The sequence below is a fragment of the Mesorhizobium sp. USDA 3734 genome, assembly GCF_056279665.1.
On record NZ_JBWCCW010000001.1, the window covers coordinates 7,033,335 to 7,056,437 of the forward strand.

A 23,103-nucleotide genomic window follows, 5' to 3' on the forward strand; every position below is an offset into this window, starting at 1 on the left:
ACTATTGCAGAAAAAAGTACGTCAATCCATAATTTGTCAGGCGACCGTGGAATCTGGCCGATTGCGTCCGTGCGGGCGATCGGTCAAATCAAGGCGGTCATGTCGTTTTCCACGAGACCAGTCATATGCAAGCCGTAGCCCGACGACCTCGCACCAACCATCTCGATCTGGCGCAGCGCATCCTGGATGTGGCGCGGCAGCGCGGTTTTGAGCCCGGCGCACGCTTGCCGGAGCAGCAGATCGCCTCGCTATGCAACGTCTCACGCACCCCGGTGCGGGCGGCGCTCGGCCTGCTCGCGGAGCGGGGCGTTGTACGCTGGGAGGCGGATTCCGGTTATCATTTGGCAATCGACCTCACCGCGCAGGCTTCGGTCGCGACAGAATTGCCCGCTGCCGAGGAGGACGAACTGGCCGAAGCGATCCTGCGCGACCGGTCGGCGCGGCGGCTGGACCAGACAGTGACGGTTGCAGGGCTGATGCGGCGCTACAGTGCCGAGCGCAAGACGGTACTAAAAGCGCTCAACAAACTGACCGAAGAGAATTTACTGGACCGTGCGCCTGGCCAGTCCTGGCTGTTTCGGCGCACGCCCGATGATCCGGAGGCGCAAGGCGACAGCTACGAGTTCCGCTTGCTGCTGGAGCCCGCGGCCATCCTGACGCCGGGCTTCCGGCTGGACGGCGCACGGGCGGCGACATTGCGCCAGGGCATGGAAGCGCTTGTGGCGCTGCCGGACGCCGCGTTCGACACACGCGAGTTCCAGCGGCTGGACATCGATTTTCACGGCATGCTCGCCGAAGGCTGCGCCAACCGCTTCGTTGCCGACGCACTGGCCGATCACCTCAGGCTGCGCCGATTGCCCGGCATCTATGCCGGCGTCAACGTCTTCCGGCTGCGGCAATCGCTGCGCGAACACCTTGTTATACTCGACCATCTTGAAAGCCGGCAGTATGAGGTGGCGGCCGATCTGCTTCGCATCCACCTGCGGCTCTCCCGCAACCAGCGACCGCAAGCGGCCAGTCGCGGGGCGCCCGCCCTGTTCGGCATGATCAGCCGGCCGGAATGACGAGGAATAATTGACGCGTAAAGCCAGCCCGACCATCGCGCTGTTCCCCGAAGCCAGTTTCGGCGCGGCGTTGAATTGCGTCGGCATCGCGCAGGCGCTGCGTGCCAAGGGCGCCCGGCCTGTCTTCATCTGCCATGCCGGCTTCTCCGGCGTCTTTGCCGACTATGGTTTCCAGGAATACCAGTTGCCGACCGACGAGCCGCTGAGCGACAGCGAACGCCAGAGCTACTGGCAGGCCTTCGTGCGCCGGCACCTGCCGCATTTCAGGCTGAGCCCGATCGACCAGCTGGAAACCTATGTCGCGCCGACCTGGCAGGCGATCGTCGACACAGCCGTCAATGCCGAGGCGCCGCTGCGCCAATTGCTGGGGCGGCTGAAGCCGGACGCGGTGGTGCTCGACAATGTCATCATGTTCCCGGCGATCGCCGCCGCCGGCTGCCCTTGGGTGCGCGTCGTCTCCTGTGCCGAGACCGAGCTGCCGGACGCCAACGTGCCACCCTATCTGTCGGGGCTTGGCGTCGGCGACCCGCAACGCGCGGCGTTCGAGGCCCGCTATCTCAGCGCCTCGGCGCCGGCGCATGACCGCTTCAACCGCTTCCGGATGGATGCCGGTCTTGCGCCGCTGCCGAAGGGCCTGTTCCTGGAGACGTCGCCCGACCTCAATTTGCTGTTGACGCCTTCGATCGTGCGCCGCGAGCGCGCCGAGCCGCTCGACCCCGATCGCTTCGTCTATCTCGAAGGCTGCGTGCGTTCGGAAGGGCCATTCGAGGTGCCGGTGTTTCCGCGCAATGGCGGGCCGCTGGTCTATGTCAGCTTCGGCAGCCTGGGCGCCATGGATGTCGGGCTGATCGAACGCATGCTGGCGGTGTTCGACAAGCTTCCGGCCCGCTTCATCGTCAATGCCGGCGGCCTGCGCGACGCCTATCGCGCGGTGCCTGACAATGTCTATCTCGACGCCTGGTTTCCGCAGCCGTCGGTGGTGGCGAAATCCGACCTGTTCATCCATCACGGCGGCAACAACAGCTTTTGCGAGGCGCTGCGCTTCGGCGTGCCGTCGCTGATCATGCCCTATTGCTGGGACGGACACGACAATGCGCGCCGCGCCGGAGAGACCGGCGTCGGTGGCCATATCGGCCGTGACGCCTGGACCGAAGGAGTATTGGAGAGAGCCATTCTCGGCCTGCTGGCCGACGATGCCATGCGCGCACGCCTGAAGGGGAATGCAGCCCAGATGGCGCTGAAACCCGGAACGGATGTGGCCGCGCAAGCCATACTCTCTCTGATACGGACATGAACGAAATGCCTGACAAAAACACGACGAATACCTCGCTCTCCAGCAGCAACGATCCCAAGAGCTGGCTGGCCCAGAACGGCATCAACGAGGTCGAGTGCCTGGTGCCCGACATGAACGGCGTCCTGCGCGGCAAGGCTTTGCCGACGGCCAAATTCCTTCAAGCGCTGGAAGACCGCGCGCTCTATCTGCCGAGCAGCGCTTTCCTGGTCAGCATCGACGGCCGCTACTCCGGCTCGATCGACGAGGGTTTTGCCTATTCGGACCCGGACATGCGCATGGTGCCCGACGTTTCGACGCTCTGCCTGGCGCCCGGCGCCGCTGCTGATAAGGCCTATGTCTTTGCCGATGCCTTCCATATGGATGGTCGGCCATGGATGGCCTCGCCGCGCCATGTGCTGCGGGCTGTGCTCGATCTCTATGCCAAGCGCGGCTGGCGGGCAGTGGTGGCACCCGAGGTGGAATTCTATCTGACCGCGCCCAATCCCGATCCCGACCGGCCGCTGACCGCGCCGGTCGGCGCCAATGGCCGAACCGAGACCGTGCAGCATCCCTATGACATGGCCGCGCTGGAGGAATTCGAGCCGGTGATCCGCCGCATCTATGACTATGCGGCGGCGGCCGGATTGCCGCTCGACACGCTGATCCACGAATCGGGTACGGCACAGCTGGAGATCAACTTCCTGCACGGCGACGCGTTGCCGCTGGCCGACAAGGTGCTGCTGTTCAAGCGTTTGACGCGCCAGGCCGCGCAGCAGAGCGGCATGCATGCCACCTTCATGGCCAAGCCGATTGCCGCCCAGGCGGGAAGCTCGATGCATCTGCACATGTCCATCATCGACGAGGCTGGCAAGACGCTGTTTGCCGGCAGCGACGATGCCGACACCGAAATGTTCGGCCATTTCATCGGCGGCCTGCAAAAATATGTCCCCGAAATCATGCCGCTGTTTGCGCCCAACGTGAATTCGTTTCGCCGCATAAGGCCGAACCACAGCGCGCCGGCCAACATCGAATGGTCGCATGACAACCGTTCCTGTGGCTTGCGCGTGCCGGCCGGTGGCCGCGCCGCTCGGCGGGTGGAGAACCGGCTTCCGGGTGCGGATTCCAATCCCTATCTGGCAATCGCCGGCTCGCTGCTTGCCGGCTATCTCGGCGTCGAACAGAAACTCGCGCGGTCGCCCGAGGCCTCGGGCAATGCCTACAAGATCAAGAGCACGCTGCCGAAAACCATGGAGGAGGCGCTTGACCGTTTCGAGGCTTGCGGCCCGGTGCGGGAACTGCTCGGCGAGGATTTCTTCCAGACCTATCTGCGCGTCAAGAGCATCGAACTCGACCTGTTCCAGGGCGTGGTGACGAGCTGGGAACGCGACCACCTGCTGCTGAAGGTGTGATCATGGCTTCCAGTTCAACGGGTTTCAATTCGGGCCTCGATATCGGCAAATCCTATTATGTTGCGACGGCCAATCCGGCGCCGGACCATCCGGCGCTGGTCGGCGATGTCGACGCCGACCTGGTGGTCGTCGGCGGCGGTTGCACGGGGTTGTCCGCCGCCCTTCACGCCGCCGAGCGCGGCCTGAAGGTGGTGCTGCTCGAAGGCGGCAAGATCGGTTGGGGCGCATCGGGCCGCAATGGCGGCCAGATGATCCCCGGCCTGCGCAAGGGCGCCAAGGGCCTGGTCAAGCTCTATGGGCCCGAACGGGCAAAAGCGCTGTTCGACCTCGCCTTCGAGGCGCGTGGGCTGGTGCTCGACATCATCGAGCGCCACGCCATCGATTGCGATCTCAGGCTGACCGGCCACCTGGTCGGCGCGGTCAACGGCTCCGATCTTAGGGATCTCGAGGAAGAGGCCGAGTGCCTGGCCACGGTGATGAAGTTCCCGCACGCCGAAATCCTCTCGGCGGCTGAAGCCCGAGCCAAGGTCGACACATCATATCATGGCGCGATGTACGAGCCGCTCGGCGGCCACATGCACCCGCTCAACTACACGCTCGGCCTTGCCCGCGCCGCGATAGCTGCCGGCGTCACCATCCACGAGAACTCGGTGGCCGTGCGCCTGGAGCGCGAGCCTTCGATCCGGGTCTCGACGTCAAAGGGTTCGGTGCGCGCCAAGCATGTCGTGCTGGCGGGCGATGCGCTGCTCAATGGGCTGGAGCCGCGCGTCAACAGCCGCATCATGCCGGTCGGCAACTACATCGTCGCCACCGAGCCGCTTGAGGGCAAGCGCAATGTCATCCCGGCCAATGTCGCGGTGTCCGACACCCGATTCGTCGTCAACTACTACCGCATGTCGGCGGATGGACGCCTGCTGTTCGGCGGCGGCGAGCGCTACACGCCGTCACCGCCGGCCGATATCGCCGGCTTCGTGCGGCCGCATATGGAGAAGACCTTTCCGCAACTGCAGGGCTGCCGTATCGATCACGCCTGGGGCGGGCTGGTGTCGGTGACGACGTCGCGGCTGCCGCATGTCGGGCACTATGGCGAGGTCTATTTCGCGCATGGCTATTCCGGCAAGGGCGTCATCCTGTCGACGCTGTCTGGCAAGCTCCTGGCCGAAGCGATCACCGGCGACGCCTCGCGGCTCGATTTGTTCTCGACGCTGACCCCGATGCCGTTCCCCGGCGGCACGGCGCTGCGCGGCCCGCTCTATGTGCTCGGCATGCTGTGGTACGCCATGCGTGACCGGATCAGGCATTGAGGGGGCATTGCCGCAGCGGCACAGAATAGTACCGTAGCGATCCTTCACACCCCCCTCTGTCCTGCCGGACATCTCCCCCGCAAGGGGGGAGATCGGCTGTCATCCCGGCTTTCGCTAACCTCCAGCGTTGCAAGAGTGAGCGGAGCGCTGAAACTGCCAATCTCCCCCCTTGCGGGGGAGATGTCCGGCAGGACAGAGAGGGGTGCTGTCCCTCCGCGTCAACGTTCTTTTGCTGCTGAGACCTCGGTTTCTAAACCACAAAGAAGTCTTCAATCCGTTGCTTGGCTCCAAGCAGCGCCGGGAGGATTTCCCGTTCCATCTCCGCGACCGAAAGCCGGGCCGACTGGGTCGAGACATTGATTGCCGCGACCGTGCTTCCGGTGCGGTCGCGGATCGGCACGGCGATCGAGCGCAGGCCGAGTTCCAGTTCCTCGTCGACAATGGCAAAACCATCGACCTTCGCTTTGGTGATGGCCTTGGCCAGTAAAGGCCTTTCGGTGATCGTCTTCGGCGTCCGCCGCTCGATCGTCGCCTGGCCGAGGAATGCGTCCAATTCCGGAGGCGTCAAGCCAGCAAGCAAGATGCGCCCCATCGAGGTGCAATGGGCCGGCAGTCTGGTGCCAACATCGAGCGACACGCTGAGGATGCGGCGGCCGGGAATGCGGGCGACATAGACGACATCCTGGCCAGATAGGATGGCCGCCGAGCAGGCCTCGTTCAGTTGCGCTGCGACGGCGCGCATGATGGGTGCGGCGAAGCTCCATAGCGATGCGCCACCGAGCCAGGTGCGGGCAACCGTCAGCAGGCGCGGCGACAGCGAGAACACACGGCCGGCCTGGGTGGCGTAGCCGGTGGCGGTGAGCGTCAGCAGGAAGCGGCGGGCGCCGGCGCGGGTCAGGCCTGCTTCCTCGGCCATTTCGGTCAGCGTCATTCCCGAGGGGTGCCGGGCCAGGATCTCCATGACGGCAAGGCCGCGTTCGAGCGAGCCGACATGATCACGGGAAACAGCCTCTTCGTCCATCTTGTCTCCGCGGAACGGCATTGGCGTCAGGATTGACTCCACGCCCTCGCTCAGCGTAGAAAGTATCACATATAAAACATATGTTCGCAATGCGAACTTTATCGAATCCGGAGCCGATGCGATGGTCAAGTTCCTGCCGCTCAAACAGGCTGTTGCGGAGAATTTGAACAGTGGTGACTCTGTCGCCTTCGAGGGCTTCACCCATCTGATCCCGACGGCGGCGGCGCATGAGGCGATCCGCCAGGGGTTTCGCGACCTGACCCTGATCCGCATGACGCCGGACCTGATCTACGACCAGATGATCGGCATGGGCATGGCGAAGAAGATCGTCTTCTCCTATGTCGGCAATCCCGGCGTCGGCCTGCTGCGGCGCGCCCGCGACGCCATCGAGAACGGCTTTCCGCGCTCACTCGAAATCGAGGAACACAGCCATGCCGGCATGGCCAATGCCTATGAGGCGGGTGCTGCCGGTCTGCCTTGCGCCGTGTTTCGCGGCTATCGCGGCGCGGGCCTCGCGGCGGTCAATCCGAACATCAAGTCCGTCACCTGTCCGTTCACCGGCGAGGTGCTGGCCGCCGTCCCCTCGATCCGGCCCGATGTCACCTTCATCCATGCGCAGAAGGCCGACCGGAAAGGCAATGTGCTGGTCGAAGGCATCATCGGCATCCAGAAGGAAGCCGTGCTGGCTGCCAAACGTGCCGTGGTGACGGTCGAGGAAGTGGTCGACAATTTCGACGATCTGCACCCCAATTTGACTGTGCTGCCGCGCTGGACGATCGCGGCGATATCGGTCGTGCCCGGCGGTTCGCATCCGTCCTACGCGCATGGCTATTATGCGCGTGACAATACCGCCTATCTGGAATGGGACGAGATCGCCGCCGACCGCGAGAAATTCCAGGTCTGGATGCAGGCCAACGTCATCGACAAGAGCGCCGACGATTTCGCGGCCCGGGTCGAGCATCTGAGGAAAGCGGCATGAGCGACAATCAGGACTTTACCCCTAGCGAGATGATGACCATCGCCGCCAGCCGCGCGCTGCGGAATGACGATGTCTGCTTCGTCGGCATCGGCGCGCCATCCGCAGCCTGCAATGTGGCACGGCTGACGCATGCGCCTGACATCACCTTGATCTACGAGAGCGGCACGATCGGCACCGCGCCTGACGTGTTGCCGCTGTCGATCGGCGACGGCGAATTGTGCGAGACTGCGGTCACCACGGTCGCGGTGCCGGAGATGTTCCGCTACTGGCTGCAGGGCGGCCGCATTTCCATCGGCTTCCTCGGTGCTGCGCAGCTCGACAAGTTCGGCAACATCAACACCACCGTCATCGGCGACTATTTCCATCCCAAGACCAGGCTGCCCGGCGGCGGCGGCGCGCCGGAGATCGCGACATCGTCGAAGGAGATCTACATCACCATGGCGCAGACCAAGCGCGGCATGGTCGAGAAGATCGACTTCTTCACCTCCTTCGGCCATGGCGAGGGCGGCGATCATCGCAAGCGGCTTGGTATCGACACATCAGGCCCGACCTTGCTGATCACCGACCTCGCCATCTGGAAGCCGGATCCGGTGAGCAAGGAATTCACCGTGGTGTCGCTGCATCCCGGCGTCACCCGTGAGCAGGTGCAGGAGAGCTGTGGCTGGGTGGTTAAGTTCACTGATACGCTTGACGAAACGCCGGCGCCAAGCGAACTCGAACTCAAGACATTGCGCGACCTGCAGGCCCGCACCAAGGCGGCGCATGAGGGAACCGGAAAAGCAAAGGCTGCATGACATGGCCGAGGCCTATATCTGCGACTACATCCGCACACCGATCGGCCGATTCGGCGGTTCGCTGTCTTCGGTGCGAACCGACGACCTCGGCGCCGTCCCACTGAAGGCGCTTGTCGAGCGCAATCCCGGCATCGACTGGCAGGCTGTCGACGATATCGTCTATGGCTGCGCCAACCAGGCCGGCGAAGACAACCGCAACGTGGCACGCATGGCGCTGCTGCTGGCCGGTCTGCCGAAGGAAATTCCGGGCTCGACCGTCAACCGCCTGTGCGGCTCCGGCATGGATGCGCTGACCATTGCCGCGCGCGCCATCAAGGCCGGCGAGGCGGAGCTGATGATCGCTGGCGGCGTCGAATCGATGAGCCGTGCGCCCTTCGTCATGCCCAAGGCCGACACGGCGTTCTCGCGCAATGCCGAGATTTACGACACCACCATCGGCTGGCGCTTCGTCAACCCGCTGATGAAGAAGCAGTATGGCGTCGATTCGATGCCGGAGACCGGCGAGAATGTGGCAGAAGAGTTCGCCATCTCCCGCGCGGCCCAGGATGCCTTTGCCGTGCGCAGTCAGGACAAGGCGGTCGCCGCACAAGCCAATGGACGACTGGCCAAGGAAATCACGGCGGTGACCATCCCGCAGCGCAAGGGCGATCCGGTTGTCGTCTCGAAGGATGAGCATCCGCGCGCCGGCTCAACGGTCGAGGCGCTGGCCAAGCTGCCGACGCCGTTCCGGCAGGGCGGCACGGTGACGGCCGGCAATGCGTCGGGCGTCAATGACGGGGCGGCGGCGCTGATCGTTGCATCCGAGGCAGCGGTGAAAAAATATGGCCTGACGCCGATCGCGCGAATCCTCGGCGGTGCTGCAGCGGGCGTGGCGCCGCGCATCATGGGCATCGGCCCGGCGCCGGCGACGCAAAAACTCTGCGCGCGGCTTGGGCTGACGCCAAAACAGTTCGATGTCATCGAGCTCAACGAAGCCTTTGCCTCGCAAGGCATCGCCGTGCTGCGCCAGCTTGGCATCGCCGAGGATGCGGAACACGTCAACCCGAATGGCGGTGCCATCGCGCTCGGCCATCCCTTGGGCATGTCGGGCGCCCGCATATCCGGCACGGCAGCGCTGGAGCTGCGCGAGCGTGGCGGCCGCTACGGCCTGGCAACCATGTGCATCGGCGTCGGCCAGGGCATCGCGATCGCGCTCGAGCGGGTTTGATCGGCAGTCCTTCTTGGTCGGCTAAGGTCAAGAATCCGGTGCGTGGGCAAATTTGACCACGTGGACAAAAGTCTGGACCCGTTCCATAGTTCACAGCGCATGACCCCGAAAATCGAAGTCGATTTTCGGGGTCATGCGCAGAACTAAGATTCTACAGCGTCCTTTGCGCGTCCGAAGGACGCGCGGCGCTGTAGGCTGATATTTTCACGAACAGCCGGCTCGACACGGCTGTCGAACAGAGGGGAATGCAATGGAAAACCGGAAGAACAGATTCCAGATAAAACGCGAAGGGCTTTCGCGGCGCAATGTGCTGGAGCTCGGCGCGCTTGGCCTCGCCGCGGCGATGCTGCCGGGCGTTGCCTTCGGCAAGGACAAGAAGCTGAAGGTGGCGGCGATCTTCGCCACGCCGATCGAAGAGCCATGGGACAACCAGATCCATGTCGCCCTGCAGAAGGCCGAGAAGGAACTCGGCATCGAATACAAATGGTCCGAGAAGGTGCAGACCGCCGATTTCAGCCGTGTCATGCGCGAATACGCACAAGGCGGCTATCAGTTGGTGCTGGGCGATGCCTTCGCCGCCGAGCGTGAATCGCGTCGCACCGCCAAGCAGTTCCCGAAGACCGCCTTCCTGTTCGGCTCCGGTGCCGGCCCGGCGGAACCGAACTTCGGCGTCTTCGACAACTGGATCCACGAGCCGGCCTATCTCTCCGGCATGATCGCCGGCAAGATGTCGAAGTCGGGCACGATCGGCGCCGTCGCGGCGATGGGCATTCCCGAAGTCAACCGCCTGGTCAACGCATTCTTCGCCGGCGCCAAGGAGGTCAATCCCAACATCAAGAAGAAGGTCGCCTTCATCGGTTCCTTCTTCGATCCGCCAAAGGCCAAGGAAGCCGCGGTCGCGCAGATCGACGCCGGTGTCGACGTCATCTACGCCGAGCGCTTCGGTGTCATCGAAGCGGCGGTGGACAAGAAGATCCTTGCCATCTCCAACATGTCCGACCAGTCGAACCTCGGCCCCGACACGGTGATCACCGGCCCGGTCTGGGACATGTATCCGACGGTCGAACAGGCGATCAAGCTGGTCAAGGCCGGCGTCTTCACCGCGCAGGACTATGGCGATTTCTCGCGCATGGCCAAGGGCGGCTCGCATCTGGCGCCCTACCACAAGTTCGACAAGACGCTGCCGGCGGACGTCAAGGAGCTGGTCGAGAAGAAGAAGGCCGAGATCCTCGAAGGCAATTTCCGCGTCGACGTGGATGAGAACACGCCGGTTTCGGATTAGTGCAGATATCCCTCCCCCCTGGGGGAGGGTGGCCCGTAGGGCCGGGTGGGGACCGACGCGACGCGCGCCGGCTTCAATCAACGTCGAGGCGGTTGAGGCGACCCCACCCGCCTCGCTTTGCTCGGCACCCTCCCCTCGAGGGGGAGGGGGAACCGCGCCAACCAGGATTCCGCTTTGCAACTGCCCGCCCCACTCATCGAAATGCGCGGCATCACCAAGAGCTTCGGCGCCGTCAAGGCGAACGAGGCCGTCGATCTCAGCGTCGCGCCCGGCGAGATTCTCGGACTGCTGGGCGAGAACGGCGCCGGCAAGACGACGCTGATGAATGTGCTGTTCGGCGCCTATGCGCCGGACGCCGGTGAAATCCTGATCCAGGGCCAACCGGTCAGGATCACCAGTTCGGCCGATGCGCTGGCCGCCGGCATCGGCATGGTGCACCAGCATTTTCACCTCGCGCCGCGGCTCACGGTGCTGGAAAACCTTTTGATCGGCATTCCCGGAAAGGCAGGCCGGATCGACCGCGCTGGCGGGCTGGCGCGGCTGGCCGAGATCGGCCGGCAGCATGGGCTGACGCTTGACCCCGATCTTCCGGTCTCGGCGCTGTCGGTCGGCGAGCAGCAGCGGCTCGAGATCGTCAAGGCGCTGTTTCGTGGCGCCAGGCTGCTGATCCTCGACGAGCCGACGGCGGTGCTGGCGCCGAGCGAGGTCGACGGGCTGTTTTCGGCGTTGCGCTCGATGGCGGCGCAGGGGCTCGGCATCATCTTCATCTCGCACAAGCTCAACGAGGTGCGGGCGCTGACGCATCGCTGCACGGTGCTGCGGCATGGCCGCGTTGCCGGGCGCGTCGATGACCCGGCCAACACGACATCCTCGGAGATGGCAACACTGATGTGCGGCCATGAGATCGTGCCGCCGGCGCGAGGCCCATCGACGCCCGATGCGGCGGTTCTGTCGCTCGATGGTATTTCCACCTCGCGACATTCCGGCACGGCGCTGCGCGATGTTTCGCTTGCCGTCCGTGCCGGCGAAATCCTCGGCATTGCCGGCGTGTCGGGCAATGGCCAGCGCGCGCTGGCGGAGGTGATCTCCGGGACACGTGCGCCCGATGCCGGCCAGATGACGATTGCCGGCCAAAACGTCTCGCGGTTTTCGCCGCGCGAGGTGCAGGCGCTCGGTCTCGGCCGCATCCCGGAAGACCGCATGACGACCGGACTGGTCACCAATTTGCCGCTGGCCGATTCGATGGTGCTGCCGCGCATCGGCACCGCAGCGTTCAGCAGCAAGGGCTTGCTCAAGCCGGATGCGATCCGCGCTTTCACTGAGGCGCAGATCAAGGCCTATGATATCAGGTGCCCTGGGCCCATGACCCGCGCCGGGGCGCTGTCCGGCGGCAATCTGCAGAAGGCGCTCTTGGCGCGCGAACTCGCCTTCGACCCGAAGGTTCTGATCGTCTCGCAGCCGACGCGCGGCCTCGACATCGGCGCTGCCCGTTTCATCCATGAAAAGTTCCTCGACATGCGGGCCAAGGGCTGCGGCATCATCGTCATTGGCGAGGATCTCGAAGAACTGCTGGTGCTCTGCGACCGCATCGCGGTGATGTATGAGGGCCGCATCGTCGGCACGCTCGACAGCGCCGATGCGACGATCGCGCGGCTTGGCCTGATGATGACCGGGGCGGAGGGCCACAGCTGATGTTTCGCCTGGAAGTCCGCACGTCAACGCCCGCCTGGTTCAATCTGGCTTTGCCGCTGCTGGCGATCGCGGCGACGCTTGTCCTGTGCAGCGGCCTCATCGCGCTGGCCGGCGCCAGCGTGCTCGAAGCCTATGGCGTGATGTTCACGGCCTCGCTGGGTGAGAGCTATGCGATCACCGAAACGATGGTGCGCGCCACGCCGATGATCTTCACCGGGCTGGCGGTGGCTGTCGCCTTCCGCGCCAAATTCTGGAACATCGGCGCCGAAGGACAGTTGCTTGCCGGCGCGGTGGCCAGCTGCTTTGTCGGCGCCATCCCGATGCCGGGGCCGCTCGCCATGGTCTTGATGGCGGTGGCCGGCGCTGCGGCCGGAGCCGCAGTCGCGCTGGTGCCGGCCACGCTCAGAGTAAAATTCAAGGTCGACGATGTCGTCAGTTCGCTGCTGCTCAACTCGGTCATCTATTATGCGCTTATGGCGCTGATCGAAGGGCCGTGGAAGGATAGTTTCAGCGGCTATCCGATCTCGCCGCCGATCGAGGATTCGGCCAATTTCCCGGTGCTGCTCGAAGGCACGCGGCTGCATCTCGGCGTCGTCGCGGCTCTGATCGCCGCACCGCTGATCTGGTTCCTGATCGTGCGTACGACGCTCGGCTTCAGGATCAGGGTCACCGGCGAAAACCCGGAAGCCGCCCGCTATGGCGGCATCCATGTCGAGCGCGTGCTGATCTCGACGGCGCTGCTGTCCGGCGCGCTGGCCGGGCTCGCCGGCGTCGGCGAGGTCGGCGGCGTGCATTTCCAGGTGATGAGCGACATCTCGCCGGGCTACGGCTATTCCGGCATCGTCGTCGCCATGCTGGCGCGGCTCAACCCGCTTGGCGTCGTGCCGGCGGCGATCTTCCTTGCTGCCGTGATGACCGGCGCCGAGGCGATGTCGCGTGCGACCGGCGTGCCGGCCTCCCTCAGCGACGTCATCCAGGGCACCGCATTGCTTGCCATGCTGGTGGCGCTGCTGTTCACCGCCTATCGCATCCGTCGCGTCGGAGCCGCCCGATGAGCGCGGTGTTCGAACAGATCTTTCAGGTCGGCTTCCTGGCCGCGATCATCCGCATCGCCACGCCGCTGGCTTTCGCGACGCTCGGCGAAATGTTCTCCGAGCGGGCCGGCGTGCTCAATCTCGGCATCGAAGGCATCATGCTGTTGGCGGCGATGACCGGCTTCAGCGCCGCCAGCCTCAGCGGCAGCCTGTGGCTCGGCGTGCTGGCGGCTGTGCTGACCGGCATGCTGATGGGCGCGCTGCATGCGCTGTTCACGGTGGTGCTCGGCCTCAGCCAGCATGTCTGCGGCATCGGCGTGACGCTGTTCTCGTCGGGCCTCGCCTATTTCCTCTACCGGCTGATCTTCGGCCAGCAGTCGGTGCCGCCGAACATCAAAGGTTTTCAGACACTGCCGATCCCGGTCCTCTCCGACATTCCGGTACTCGGGCCGGCGGTGTTCAACCAGTTTGCGCTGGTCTACATGGCCATTCTCGCCATCCCGCTTGCGGCTTTCATACTCTACCGCACGCCATGGGGCCTGTCGGTGCGCATGGTCGGCGAAAACCCGCGCGCCGCCGATTCGGCCGGTGTCAGCGTCATTGCCACGCGCTTCCAGGCGGTTGTCCTCGGCGGCGCTCTGATGGGGCTGGCCGGCGCCTTCCTGTCGATGGCGCAGTTCAACGCCTTCACCTTCGGCGTCGTGTCGGGGCGCGGCTGGGTGGCGATTGCCCTGGTCGTGTTCGGCCGCTGGGATCCATGGCGCTCGGCGGGTGCAGCACTTCTGTTCGCCTTCGTCGATGCCTTGCAACTGCGCATGCAGGCCAGCGGGCTCGGGCACATTCCCTACGAGGCGTTCCTGATGCTGCCTTTCATCTTCACCATCGTCGCCATGGCGGTGATGTCACGCAACGCGGTGGCGCCTTCGGCGCTGCTCAAGCCATTTCGCAGGGAAGAGCGGTAGGGAGTAGGACTTGGTGTCCTTCTTCTCTCCCCCCGATCGACGGGGGAGAGGAAGGGCGCCAAGCTGTCCCTGGGACGAAGAACCTGGACCTTGGAAAGCCTCACATCGCGGTAAAGCCGTTGTCGACGAACAGATGCGTGCCGTTGACGAAGCTCGACTCGTCGCTGGCCAGATACAGCGCGGCCCTTGCCACCTCTTCCGGCTCGCCGATGCGGCCTTGCTGCGCGGCCAGCGCTGCGTCTGAGACGTCGACGCCGAGCCGGCCGAGATCGGCGACCTCGCGCAGGCCATGCGGCGTGCGGATGAAGCCGGGGCAGACCGCGTTGCAGCGGATGTTGCGGTCGCGGAACTCGACGGCGATGGCGCGCGCGAACATGTGGCAGGCCCCCTTGGTAGTGTCGTAGAGCACTTCGTTGGGAGTCGCCGCCACCGCCGAGATCGACGAGGTGCAGACGATGGAGCCGCCGCCCGCAGCAATCATGCCGGGCAGCACGGCGCGCGTCATCAGGAACATAGAGCGCACATTGACGGCGTGCAGCCAGTCCCATTCCTGCACCGTCGTCTCCAGGAACGGCTTTATCACTATGGTGCCGGCGTGGTTGAACAGCACGGTGACCGGGCCGAGCTTTTCAGTCGCCCCTTTCACCGCCGCTTCGACCTGGGCCTCGTCGGCGACGTCGGCGACAAAATGCTCGGCGACGTGGCCGCGCGCCCTGATTGTCGCCGCGGTTGCGGCGGCCGCCTCGCTATTGCGGTCGATGATCGCCACCTTGGCGCCTTCCGCGGCGAACAGCTCCGAGGCCGCCCCACCCATTCCCGTCGCGCCGCCCGAAATGATGGCGACCTTGCCGGCCAGTCTTGTGCCCATTTTCCTGCCCCTGTTCGATGATCTCGCTCTGCTGGTCAGGCGATGCTACCGCGCCCGCGCCGGGCGGCCAATCCACGAATTGGGTGCAGCGAGGGCAAGGCCATGGGTCCATTCAGACGCAGAAACGAAACGGACGTGCCATGTCGATCGATCGTTCGGATGCGTCTTCTCAGCAAGTGACTGCCAATTTTGAGCCGCAAAGGAGAAAATTATTCTGCCCAAGGCCGAAAAATAGCAATCGACAAAGTCTACAAGTTTTATAGATTAACAGACGAGACGGAGGCCGATATGTCCTATATCCAGAACGCCCAGACGGATCGCAGCGGCCAGAGGCTGGCCAATGCCCAGGCCTTTCGCCCGGCCTATGCCGGTGCCTTCGCCTATCTCGTCTTTGCCCTTGCGTTTGTGTTCACCGGGGCCGTTGTTCTGGGTCTTATTCCCTGAGTCGTCAGATCGACCGGGGTTAGCTGCCCCACCGTTTCCAGGCAATCGGAGTTGAATGAACCGAATCCTCGGTGCGCTTTCGCGCGCCCGACACAATGGAGGAGATGGCAATGCCGATCGAGTTCACGCATGTTCCCGGCAAGACGGCCGACGCCGCAGTTCCCTTTTTCTACGACTTTGCCGAGACCGCGACCAAGCTCGGGCTGATCGAGGATGGCGGCTTCCGCAAGATCGTCGTCGACGATTCGGCCGGGCTGCTGACCAACATGGATCTTGCCACCCAGGTGCTGGACCGCACCTCGTCGCTGGAGGTCGTCCTTACCCACTGGGCGGGCGTGATCGAGCCGACAGTGGCGGCGCGGCAGCTGGCTGCCATCGATGCCAAGAGCGGCGGGCGGCTGGCGCTGAGGATGCTCAGCGAGCCGCTGAGCGACGACGATGCCGAAACACGCCCGGTCGGGCATACCGTCATATGGCAGCGCATCGACGAATATCTGGTGCTGCTCAAGCGGCTGTGGTCGAATGATCGGCCCTTCGACCATGAAGGCGCGTTCTACAGCATCAAGGGCGGCTATGTGCCGCGCAAGGGACCGCACGGCGCCGACCTGATCATCCGCATGGGCGGGCAATCCGGAACGGCGCTCAAGGTGGCCGGCCGGCATGCCGATGTCTTCGAACTGGCGCCGGGCTCGATCGACGAGGTTCGGCAGTTGATGGAGCGGGTGCGCGGTGCCGCTGCCGAGCACGGCCGCGCCGGCAAGCTGCGCTTTGCGCTTCCGGTCAGGATTCACCAGGGCGCTTCCGCCATCGGCCACAAGGCGGTCGACCTTTCCGGGCCACCGGCACAGGCCGCCCTGTCGCTGCTTGCCTATGCGGCTCTCGGGATCGATGAATTCATGATCGTCGGCGTCGACACGCCGCGCGAGATCGCAACGGTCGGCCGGGAAACGATCGCCCTATTGCGCAACTCGCTGGCGCGTCGCGAGACCGACGCATTCCAGCCTGGGGCGTATCTTTCTCGTGCAGGACTGGAGACGCGCGCAACGGGCTGAGGGTCCTTCAGTCTTTTGTTGTTCCCTGCCTGTTGCCGAGCCGCGACAGGCCTTCGATGACGGCGACTGAATCCGTCAGAGCGCCGAAGACGCCGTCCTCGACCGTCACCATGTGAAGCGCTGCCTCGTGCGCTTGTCTGTCGCCGCTGGCGCAGGCGTCCGAGATCGTCAAGCATTGGAAATTGCGGTCGCAGGCCTCGCGCAGCGTGGTGTGGACGCAGACATCCGTGGTGCATCCGGAAAACAGCAGATGCGTGATGCCTTGCGCGCGCAGGACGAGCTCCAAATCCGTATAGGTGAAGGCGCTGTTGCAGGTCTTGTCGATGATGATGTCATGCGGCGCGACGTCGATCTCCGGAACGATCTGGAACCCCGGGCCCGAGCGCAGCAGGATTTCGGTGCCTTCGAGGCCGGCGCGCTTGCGGCGCCATGTCTCGTAGGGCGTCATGTCGGCCATGTCAGCCCTATAGCCCTGCCTGGTGTGGATGATCCTGACGTCGGCTTTGCGGGCGGCTGATATCAGCCGGTTCACGGCGGGCAGGATCGCCCTGAGCGGCGAGGGGTCGTAGCCCTGCCTGGCGAAATAGCCTGATGTCGACAGGAAATCCTGCTGCAGGTCGATGACGATCAGCGCGGTGTTTTCGGCCACCAGCCGGCCGTCATAGGGGAAGTCGAAGGGCGTTGCCTTGATCATCCGGGGCTCTCCTCACCGATTGTGAGGTCCATCCTGACCGGCGAAGCAGCAGCCGTCCACCCGGGGGCGGTGGCCCCAACGCGAAGCGGCAAAGCGCCGGGCGTCGTGCAGCCGCGGATAGGGACTGCCGGCGCGGATCAGTTCGCTGTGAAACTCGGTTCGACAACGATGCGGGTGCCACCTTGGTCCGGGTGGGAGCTGTTTGCGGCACGACGCGACGTTTTGTTGATCGTTGCGGTCATCTTCAATGTTGACTAGTAAGGTCATGTTTTATAGTCAACCGGGCATCGGCCTGCCGAAAGCCGGAATCTGGAATTGCGGGCGGCCGCACTGGAGAAAAGCCATGACAGTGGCTGGAATTGATGCCCAGACTGCCTTCCATATCGACGCGGTGCGGTTCGCCGTCGGCGAGCGGACGCTGCTCGGTCCGGTTTCGCTCGAACTGCAGCGCTCGCGCGTCTACGGGCTGATCGGTCACAATGGTTCGGGCAAGTCGACGCTGATCAAGCTCATGGCGCGCCAGCAGCCGGCAAGCTCAGGCGCCATCACCTTCGCCAAGCGTCCGCTGCCGCAGTGGGGCGCCCGCGAGTTTGCCCGCGCACTTGCCTATCTGCCGCAGACGACGCCGGCGGCGACCGGTCTCACCGTGCGCGAGCTAGCGACGCTCGGACGCTATCCCTGGCATGGTGCGCTTGGCCGTTTCCGTGCGGAAGACAGGCGGCATGTCGACGAGGCGCTGGCCCTGACCGACATGGACGGTTTTGCCGATCGGCTGGTGGACGAATTGTCCGGCGGCGAACGCCAGCGCGCCTGGCTGGCCATGCTGGTGGCGCAGAACGCCGGCGTCATGCTGCTCGACGAGCCGATCTCGGCGCTCGACATCGCCCACCAGGTCGAGGTGCTCGGGCTGGTCAAGGACCTCAGCCGCAAACGCGACCTCTGCGTCGTCGTCGTGCTGCACGATCCCAATATGGCGGCGCGCTACTGCGACGAGCTGATCGCGCTGAGGGACGGCAAGCTGCTGACGCGCGGCACGCCCGGCGAAATCATGCGCAGCGATGTGCTGAAGGGCATTTTCGGCGTGGAGATGGGCGTGTTCGCGCACCCCGTTACCGGCCAGCCTGTCGGCTATGTGCAGTGACGAAATTTGATGCGGCGGCGGGAACCAGAGCATGATCCCCGAAAAGTGGATACCGGTTTTCTCGGACAAACGGAAAACCGTTTTTTCCAGAGATCATGCTCCAACACCGAGATGGAAAGCGGCCGGCCGCTGTGAGAACAAGGAAGAAGCTGTTGTCGAGACATAGTTTGCTGGCGGCGTTGGTCGCATCCGTCATCCTGTCGGTCGGTAGCGCGACCGCCCAGCAGCAACCGGCTGGTGCCGCCCCCGTGATCGAGGCGCCCACCCCGCCGGCACCCGCAGCCCCGGCACCCGTTGCACCGGCAGTCGCCCCGCCGGCCTCGATGGCGCCCGCACAGCCAACCAGCCAGCCGACCGTACCGGCCGGGGCCGGGCCTTCGACGGCGATGGAACTGACCTTGCCGCATGACCTGTCGCCATGGGGCATGTTCATGGCGGCCGATATCATCGTCAAGGCGGTGATGATCGGGCTGGCCTTCGCCTCCCTCGTCACCTGGACGATATGGCTGGCCAAATCGCTGGAGATTTTTGGCGGCAAGCTGCGCATCCGTCGCGCCGTGCGAGCGATCGGTGATGCCGCCACATTGAAGCAAGCCAGCCGTGCGCTTGACCGCAGCGGCGGCCCCGGCGCGCTGCTGGTGCGGGCGGCCGAGGAGGAGACCGCGCTTTCGGCTGGCGCGCTCGATCATGTCTCCGGTGACGGCCTCAAGGAACGGGTCACGTCGCGGCTGTCTCGCATCGAGGCGGCGGCATCGCGGCGCATGTCGCGCGGCACCGGCGTGCTGGCGACGATCGGCTCGACCGCGCCCTTTGTCGGCCTGTTCGGCACCGTCTGGGGCATCATGAACGCCTTCATCGGCATCTCGCAGGCGCAGACCACCAATCTCGCCGTGGTCGCGCCGGGTATCGCCGAAGCGCTGCTGGCCACCGCGATGGGCCTCGTCGCGGCGATACCGGCCGTCGTTATCTACAACGTCTTTGCCCGCTCGATAGCTGGCTACCGGCAGATCCTGGCCGATGCCTCGGCGGGCGTTGAACGGCTGGTCAGCCGCGACCTCGACTTCCGCACCGTCGCGCCGGCAGCGGCGCTGGCGGCGGAGTAGCGCCATGGCAAGCAGAATCCGACAGACCATGGATGACGATCTCGAGGAAAGCCACGAGATCAACGTCACTCCCTTCATTGATGTCATCCTGGTGCTGCTGATCATCTTCATGGTCGCGGCGCCGCTGGCGACGGTGGATGTCAATGTCGACTTGCCGGGCTCGACCGCAACGCCCGCGCCGCGGCCCGAAACGCCGCTGTTCCTGACGCTGAAGGACGATCTGACGCTGGCGATCGGCAACGATAGCGTGCCGCGCCCGGCTTTCGCCGCGACGCTGGACAGCAGGACAAAAGGCGACAAGCAGACGCGCATCTTCCTGCGCGCCGACAAGGCGGTCGCCTATGGCGACCTGATGGAGGCGATGAACCTGCTGCGCGGAGCCGGCTATCTGAAGATCGCGCTGGTCGGCTTGGAGACGGCGCCCACAGCCGAAGGCCCAGCGCCCGCAGCCACTGGTGCGGCGGCGCCATGATGCAGGCGGCCGCCTTGCCCTCGGTCCATTTATCGCGTTTCGGCTGGCGCGACCTTGGCTTGTGGGCCGGTGCGGCCGCGCTGGTCCTTGGAGCGCATGTCGCGGTCGCCTATGCCCTGCAGAACTTCACGATGGTCAACGAAACAGATGGCGGTCCGCCACCGGCCCAGGTGATCGAGATGGCGCCGATGGTGGTGATGCCGGCGGTGGAGGAACAGGTTGCCGCGCTGGACGCGGTGACGCCAGATCAGAGCGAGCCGACACCGACGGCCGAGCCGACGCCTGAAGAGCAGGTCGAGAAGGCGGAGCCGGTCGTCGAAAAGCCGGAGGCCGTTCCCCCCGACGAGACCGAGCCTACCCAGACCGAAATGGCTGAACAGGTCGACCAGCCGCCGCCGGACGAGGTCGTCCCGGATGTTGTCGAGGCTGTTGCCCCCGAGGTCGTCATTCCCTTGCCGCGGCCGAAACCGATCGAGGTGGTCAAGGACAATAAACCGGTCGAGGCGAAGGCGAAAAAGCCTGTCGACAAGCCCAAGCCGCGGCCGAAGAAGGAAAAAGCGGCACCGCCGAAGACGGTGGCCGCCGCCAGCGCCGATGCACGGCCTGCGGCCAGGACTGCCGCGCCGAAGTCGGCACAATCCGCGTCGAGATCCGGCGACTCCAGCAAGTGGGATTCAAGGCTGCGCTCGTGGATCAACCGACATACGCGCTATCCGAGCGCGGCCAGGGCCCAACGCGCCGAGGGCAGTGCCTATGTAACGTTTACGGTCGACTCGTCCGGTCGGGTCCTCTCCGCCAGGCTGACCCGCTCCTCCGGCAATGCCGCCTTGGACCGAGCGGCACTTTCCGTGCTTCAGGGAGCTACCGTGCCGGCACCACCGCCAGAACTTGGTGGTCGCCAAAGCCGCACGGCGCCATTCGTCTTCAACCTGCGCAATTAAAGTCGGCCTCGATCCGATCGAACGGGTGCCATCGGCCGTTCGCGCGAACTGCAGTCGGTCAGTAGCTCTGCGACAGGCACAGGGCCTGGACCTGCTCCAGATAGAAGCGGCATTTCGTGCGCAGAAGCCTGAGGCTCGGGTCGTCGGCACCGTTGATCCCGATGGTTTGCATCATGAAATCGAAATGAGCGTGGAAGGCGTCCACCGCGCCCCAGAGACTGTCGGCCTGGCAGCTCTCGGCAATTGCCATCGAGACGAGTTGGCGGGCCTCGACCCGCGCGGCGTCAGGCGATGGCGGTTGCCTTGCGATCAGGGCGTCGAGCCGGCTGAAAATGCTTTCCTTGACGTCGACGCTTCTGATGTTGGCAATCATGTTCATGTGAAGGTCCCCCTTGGCAATTCCAGCCACGCAACGGCTTCCCGTCTGGAATTGCTTGAAAGCAAATGATTAGAGCGGGCTCCATGGTGCTGAACCGGCTAGGCTTGAGCGACCGGGTGCCGGTTCTGCGGGCAGGATGCGATCAAGGCCGGGATGGCGGCCGCATCGGAGGGATGGCCCCTGATGATGTTGGCGACCTCGGCATCGGCCTGTTCGAACCAATAGACCATGTCGGCGCGGTCCAGATCCGTGGCGGCTTTTTTCAGCAGCGGCAGCAGGTTTTGCAACGCGCATAGCGTCTCCCAGCGGTTTGGCCGGCAGGTCGAGCCTGCCCCCGCGCATGCGGCGGACGATTGCATGCCGCTACGCTCTCCGCGGCTGGGCAACACGATTGTCTTTTGCCTGCGCCTTGGGGTGCAGAGGGTTGCCGCTGAGCTGCGCATGCCTGGCCGGCCGTGCGCCGCGAAGCACGTCGAAAGCTTCTGCATAGGCCATGCCCAGCAGATAGGAGATCATGGGAAAACGGCTTGCTTCGGCCATCCGCACAAGCTCATTGGTCATCGACGAAATATATTGAAGACTATCGATTTCCGACTGACGTAGGGATTGATTTGGCACGTGCTGCTCCTGTCTCTGTTGAACCTAGGGAACGCGTTACTGAACATAGTGAGCCGACTAATTGATAGATTGCCCCACCGAAGGCGGGCCTGGTTCAGGGGCCGAGAGGGTCAAGGCATAGATGGGCGCGTCGGTGAGGCGATCGAGGCCGAGCAGACGCTTGATCGCCAAATGACTGAGCGCCGCCGTCGGGCATGCCGACAGGCCATGATTTGTCGCCGCCAGCATGATGTTCTGGCCGATATGGCCGGCCTCGATCAGCACGACACGATAGGCGTTGGCGTCCTCGTATTTCCACATCGTGCGATCGAGCTTCGCGCAAAGCAGGACAAGGCACGGCATGGTATCAGCCCATTCCTGCCCGCCGACCAGTTCGGAGATCTTGGGCAGATGGTTTGCGGAAATCCTGCCAAGGTCGTGATCGGTGGCGGAATAGTGGTAGACGCCGGGCTCGAGGCCGTCGACGCCGAGCGCGACGACATAGGCCTCATAGGGATTTCTCGCGCCGCCGGATGGGGTCATGCCAAGCGGCAGGGCGCCAACGCAGTTGGCGGTCTCGCCGGTGATGCCGAGCCCTGCGAACAGGCAATCGGAAAGTTGTTTGGCTGTGATTGTGGGCCGAGCCGCCGTGCGGTTGGTGCGGCGGCGCGCCATCAGGGCGAGAAGTTCATTGTCTTCCAGTGCGTTCGGCAGCTGAATTGCGCCGGCGGAGTTCTTCAGCACCAGGTCCGGCTGCGGCGTGTGGCCGGCGCGTTCGATCTGCCGTTCTTCCGCTTGCTCGATGGTCATGTATGCGCTGTCCTGGACGCAGAAATGCATCAACGCGGTCGGAAGGCCCCAGCTCCATTGTCCGGAAAACTGCTCCTCCTGCTCGGCGAGCGGCGATCCGGCGGTCACCAGGGCGGAAAAATCGAGCAATTGGGGAACGACAGCCTTCAGCTCGGACTTCGACCACCCATGGGCACGGGCGATATCCGCCGTCGACGCCCATTTGTCCCACGATGCAAGAAGGCCGACCATCTCCGGGCTGCATTCAAACACGCTTCGGGTCAGGAAGTTGCAGGCCGTGACCTTGTTCGATCCGGGGTAGAAAACAAGCGTTTTTGAAGAGCGCATTTTCATGATGCTGAATGCCATGTGCGGAGCCGGAGCGCCGACAAGCGAACCGCTCGCCGGCGCAGAACGGCTTCAGCGCTTGTTGTAGTGCATGCCCTGCGAAAAGAAGACGGTCTGCGTGCCGGCGGCAATCGTCAGCTTCGGAGCGGTGGTCACTTTCTTGGCCATTTTCATCCCTTTCCTGACCCCCATCGGGATCCGTTGAAAGACCCCCCAAACGGGATCCACGGCAAGAAAGGTAAGGTCGAAAGAGT

At 64.5% G+C, this 23,103-nt stretch carries 24 protein-coding genes; 17 read left to right on the forward strand and 7 right to left on the reverse strand.

Annotated elements, in window-relative coordinates; genetic code table 11:
- Positions 1–125 precede the first annotated feature (125 nt).
- From ACZ89F_RS33735 to ACZ89F_RS33750, 4 genes are read left to right on the forward strand one after another with little or no spacing between them, the layout of a single operon-like run.
- The gene (locus ACZ89F_RS33735) at positions 126–1,064 is read left to right on the forward strand and encodes a GntR family transcriptional regulator (RefSeq protein WP_476096562.1); all 939 of its coding nucleotides are present in this window, start codon (positions 126–128) and stop codon (positions 1,062–1,064) included.
- Positions 1,065–1,074: 10 nt separating this feature from the next.
- Positions 1,075–2,358, forward strand: coding sequence for a nucleotide disphospho-sugar-binding domain-containing protein (locus ACZ89F_RS33740; RefSeq protein WP_476096563.1), 1,284 nt, complete (start codon positions 1,075–1,077; stop codon positions 2,356–2,358).
- A 5-nt stretch (positions 2,359–2,363) separates the two neighbouring features.
- Complete coding sequence (locus ACZ89F_RS33745; RefSeq protein ID WP_476096564.1) at positions 2,364–3,746, forward strand: glutamine synthetase family protein; 1,383 nt, start codon at positions 2,364–2,366, stop codon at positions 3,744–3,746.
- A gap of 2 nt (positions 3,747–3,748) precedes the next feature.
- Positions 3,749–5,050: an NAD(P)/FAD-dependent oxidoreductase gene (locus ACZ89F_RS33750; RefSeq protein ID WP_476096565.1), complete on the forward strand. Its 1,302-nt coding sequence runs from the start codon at positions 3,749–3,751 to the stop codon at positions 5,048–5,050.
- A gap of 250 nt (positions 5,051–5,300) precedes the next feature.
- On the opposite strand, the gene ACZ89F_RS33755 is transcribed toward ACZ89F_RS33750, so the two are convergent.
- Complete coding sequence (locus tag ACZ89F_RS33755) at positions 5,301–6,071, reverse strand: IclR family transcriptional regulator domain-containing protein (RefSeq protein ID WP_476096566.1); 771 nt, start codon at positions 6,069–6,071, stop codon at positions 5,301–5,303.
- A 121-nt stretch (positions 6,072–6,192) separates the two neighbouring features.
- Here ACZ89F_RS33755 and ACZ89F_RS33760 point away from each other — a divergent pair, with 121 nt between their 5' ends.
- The 7 genes from ACZ89F_RS33760 to ACZ89F_RS33790 all read left to right on the forward strand — a co-directional run bounded on the left by ACZ89F_RS33760 (position 6,193) and on the right by ACZ89F_RS33790 (position 14,021).
- Positions 6,193–7,050, forward strand: coding sequence for a CoA transferase subunit A (locus tag ACZ89F_RS33760; RefSeq protein ID WP_476096567.1), 858 nt, complete (start codon positions 6,193–6,195; stop codon positions 7,048–7,050).
- On the forward strand, positions 7,047–7,844 hold the full coding sequence (locus tag ACZ89F_RS33765; protein ID WP_476096568.1) for a CoA-transferase subunit beta: 798 nt from the start codon (positions 7,047–7,049) through the stop codon (positions 7,842–7,844). The genes ACZ89F_RS33760 and ACZ89F_RS33765 overlap by 4 nt, the downstream gene beginning before the upstream one ends.
- A gap of 1 nt (position 7,845) precedes the next feature.
- Positions 7,846–9,051, forward strand: coding sequence for a 3-oxoadipyl-CoA thiolase (gene pcaF, locus ACZ89F_RS33770; RefSeq protein WP_476096569.1), 1,206 nt, complete (start codon positions 7,846–7,848; stop codon positions 9,049–9,051).
- Positions 9,052–9,301: 250 nt separating this feature from the next.
- A complete protein-coding gene (locus tag ACZ89F_RS33775) occupies positions 9,302–10,333 on the forward strand; it encodes a BMP family protein (protein ID WP_476096570.1) in 1,032 nt (343 codons plus the stop codon).
- A 180-nt stretch (positions 10,334–10,513) separates the two neighbouring features.
- Positions 10,514–12,025, forward strand: coding sequence for an ABC transporter ATP-binding protein (locus tag ACZ89F_RS33780; RefSeq protein ID WP_476097453.1), 1,512 nt, complete (start codon positions 10,514–10,516; stop codon positions 12,023–12,025).
- On the forward strand, positions 12,025–13,080 hold the full coding sequence (locus ACZ89F_RS33785) for an ABC transporter permease (RefSeq protein WP_476096571.1): 1,056 nt from the start codon (positions 12,025–12,027) through the stop codon (positions 13,078–13,080). Before ACZ89F_RS33780 ends, ACZ89F_RS33785 begins: the two co-directional genes overlap by 1 nt.
- Entirely contained in the window at positions 13,077–14,021 is a 945-nt protein-coding gene (locus ACZ89F_RS33790; protein WP_476096572.1) for an ABC transporter permease, read from the forward strand. The genes ACZ89F_RS33785 and ACZ89F_RS33790 overlap by 4 nt, the downstream gene beginning before the upstream one ends.
- 100 nt (positions 14,022–14,121) lie before the next feature.
- Here the strand turns inward: ACZ89F_RS33790 and ACZ89F_RS33795 are convergent, their stop codons facing one another.
- Entirely contained in the window at positions 14,122–14,889 is a 768-nt protein-coding gene (locus ACZ89F_RS33795; RefSeq protein WP_476096573.1) for an SDR family NAD(P)-dependent oxidoreductase, read from the reverse strand.
- 288 nt (positions 14,890–15,177) lie between these two features.
- Here ACZ89F_RS33795 and ACZ89F_RS33800 point away from each other — a divergent pair, with 288 nt between their 5' ends.
- Together ACZ89F_RS33800 and ACZ89F_RS33805 are read left to right on the forward strand one after the other, a co-directional pair.
- Positions 15,178–15,333: a hypothetical protein gene (locus tag ACZ89F_RS33800; RefSeq protein WP_111548454.1), complete on the forward strand. Its 156-nt coding sequence runs from the start codon at positions 15,178–15,180 to the stop codon at positions 15,331–15,333.
- A 110-nt stretch (positions 15,334–15,443) separates the two neighbouring features.
- Entirely contained in the window at positions 15,444–16,385 is a 942-nt protein-coding gene (locus tag ACZ89F_RS33805) for an LLM class flavin-dependent oxidoreductase (RefSeq protein ID WP_476096574.1), read from the forward strand.
- A gap of 7 nt (positions 16,386–16,392) precedes the next feature.
- Here the strand turns inward: ACZ89F_RS33805 and ACZ89F_RS33810 are convergent, their stop codons facing one another.
- Positions 16,393–17,079, reverse strand: coding sequence for a cysteine hydrolase family protein (locus ACZ89F_RS33810; protein ID WP_476096575.1), 687 nt, complete (start codon positions 17,077–17,079; stop codon positions 16,393–16,395).
- Positions 17,080–17,422: 343 nt separating this feature from the next.
- Between ACZ89F_RS33810 and ACZ89F_RS33815 the strand changes: the two genes are divergently transcribed.
- The 4 genes from ACZ89F_RS33815 (at position 17,423) to ACZ89F_RS33830 (ending at position 20,736) form a co-directional block, all read left to right on the forward strand.
- Positions 17,423–18,220, forward strand: coding sequence for an ATP-binding cassette domain-containing protein (locus ACZ89F_RS33815; RefSeq protein WP_476096576.1), 798 nt, complete (start codon positions 17,423–17,425; stop codon positions 18,218–18,220).
- A gap of 152 nt (positions 18,221–18,372) precedes the next feature.
- Entirely contained in the window at positions 18,373–19,323 is a 951-nt protein-coding gene (exbB, locus tag ACZ89F_RS33820; RefSeq protein ID WP_476096577.1) for a tonB-system energizer ExbB, read from the forward strand.
- A gap of 4 nt (positions 19,324–19,327) precedes the next feature.
- Positions 19,328–19,795, forward strand: a complete 468-nt coding sequence (exbD, locus tag ACZ89F_RS33825) for a TonB system transport protein ExbD (protein WP_476096578.1) — start codon at positions 19,328–19,330, stop codon at positions 19,793–19,795.
- A complete protein-coding gene (locus ACZ89F_RS33830; protein WP_476096579.1) occupies positions 19,792–20,736 on the forward strand; it encodes a TonB family protein in 945 nt (314 codons plus the stop codon). Before exbD ends, ACZ89F_RS33830 begins: the two co-directional genes overlap by 4 nt.
- Positions 20,737–20,794: 58 nt before the next feature.
- On the opposite strand, the gene ACZ89F_RS33835 is transcribed toward ACZ89F_RS33830, so the two are convergent.
- The 4 genes from ACZ89F_RS33835 to ACZ89F_RS33850 all read right to left on the reverse strand — a co-directional run bounded on the left by ACZ89F_RS33835 (position 20,795) and on the right by ACZ89F_RS33850 (position 22,849).
- Positions 20,795–21,115, reverse strand: coding sequence for a hypothetical protein (locus tag ACZ89F_RS33835; RefSeq protein ID WP_476096580.1), 321 nt, complete (start codon positions 21,113–21,115; stop codon positions 20,795–20,797).
- 98 nt (positions 21,116–21,213) lie between these two features.
- Positions 21,214–21,474 carry a hypothetical protein gene (locus ACZ89F_RS33840; RefSeq protein ID WP_476096581.1) on the reverse strand — a complete coding sequence of 87 codons (261 nt, stop codon included), beginning with the start codon at positions 21,472–21,474 and terminating at the stop codon, positions 21,214–21,216.
- 4 nt (positions 21,475–21,478) lie between these two features.
- Positions 21,479–21,733, reverse strand: a complete 255-nt coding sequence (locus tag ACZ89F_RS33845) for a hypothetical protein (protein ID WP_476096582.1) — start codon at positions 21,731–21,733, stop codon at positions 21,479–21,481.
- Between the two features lie 57 nt (positions 21,734–21,790).
- Entirely contained in the window at positions 21,791–22,849 is a 1,059-nt protein-coding gene (locus ACZ89F_RS33850; RefSeq protein ID WP_476096583.1) for a SagB/ThcOx family dehydrogenase, read from the reverse strand.
- Positions 22,850–23,103 lie beyond the last annotated feature (254 nt).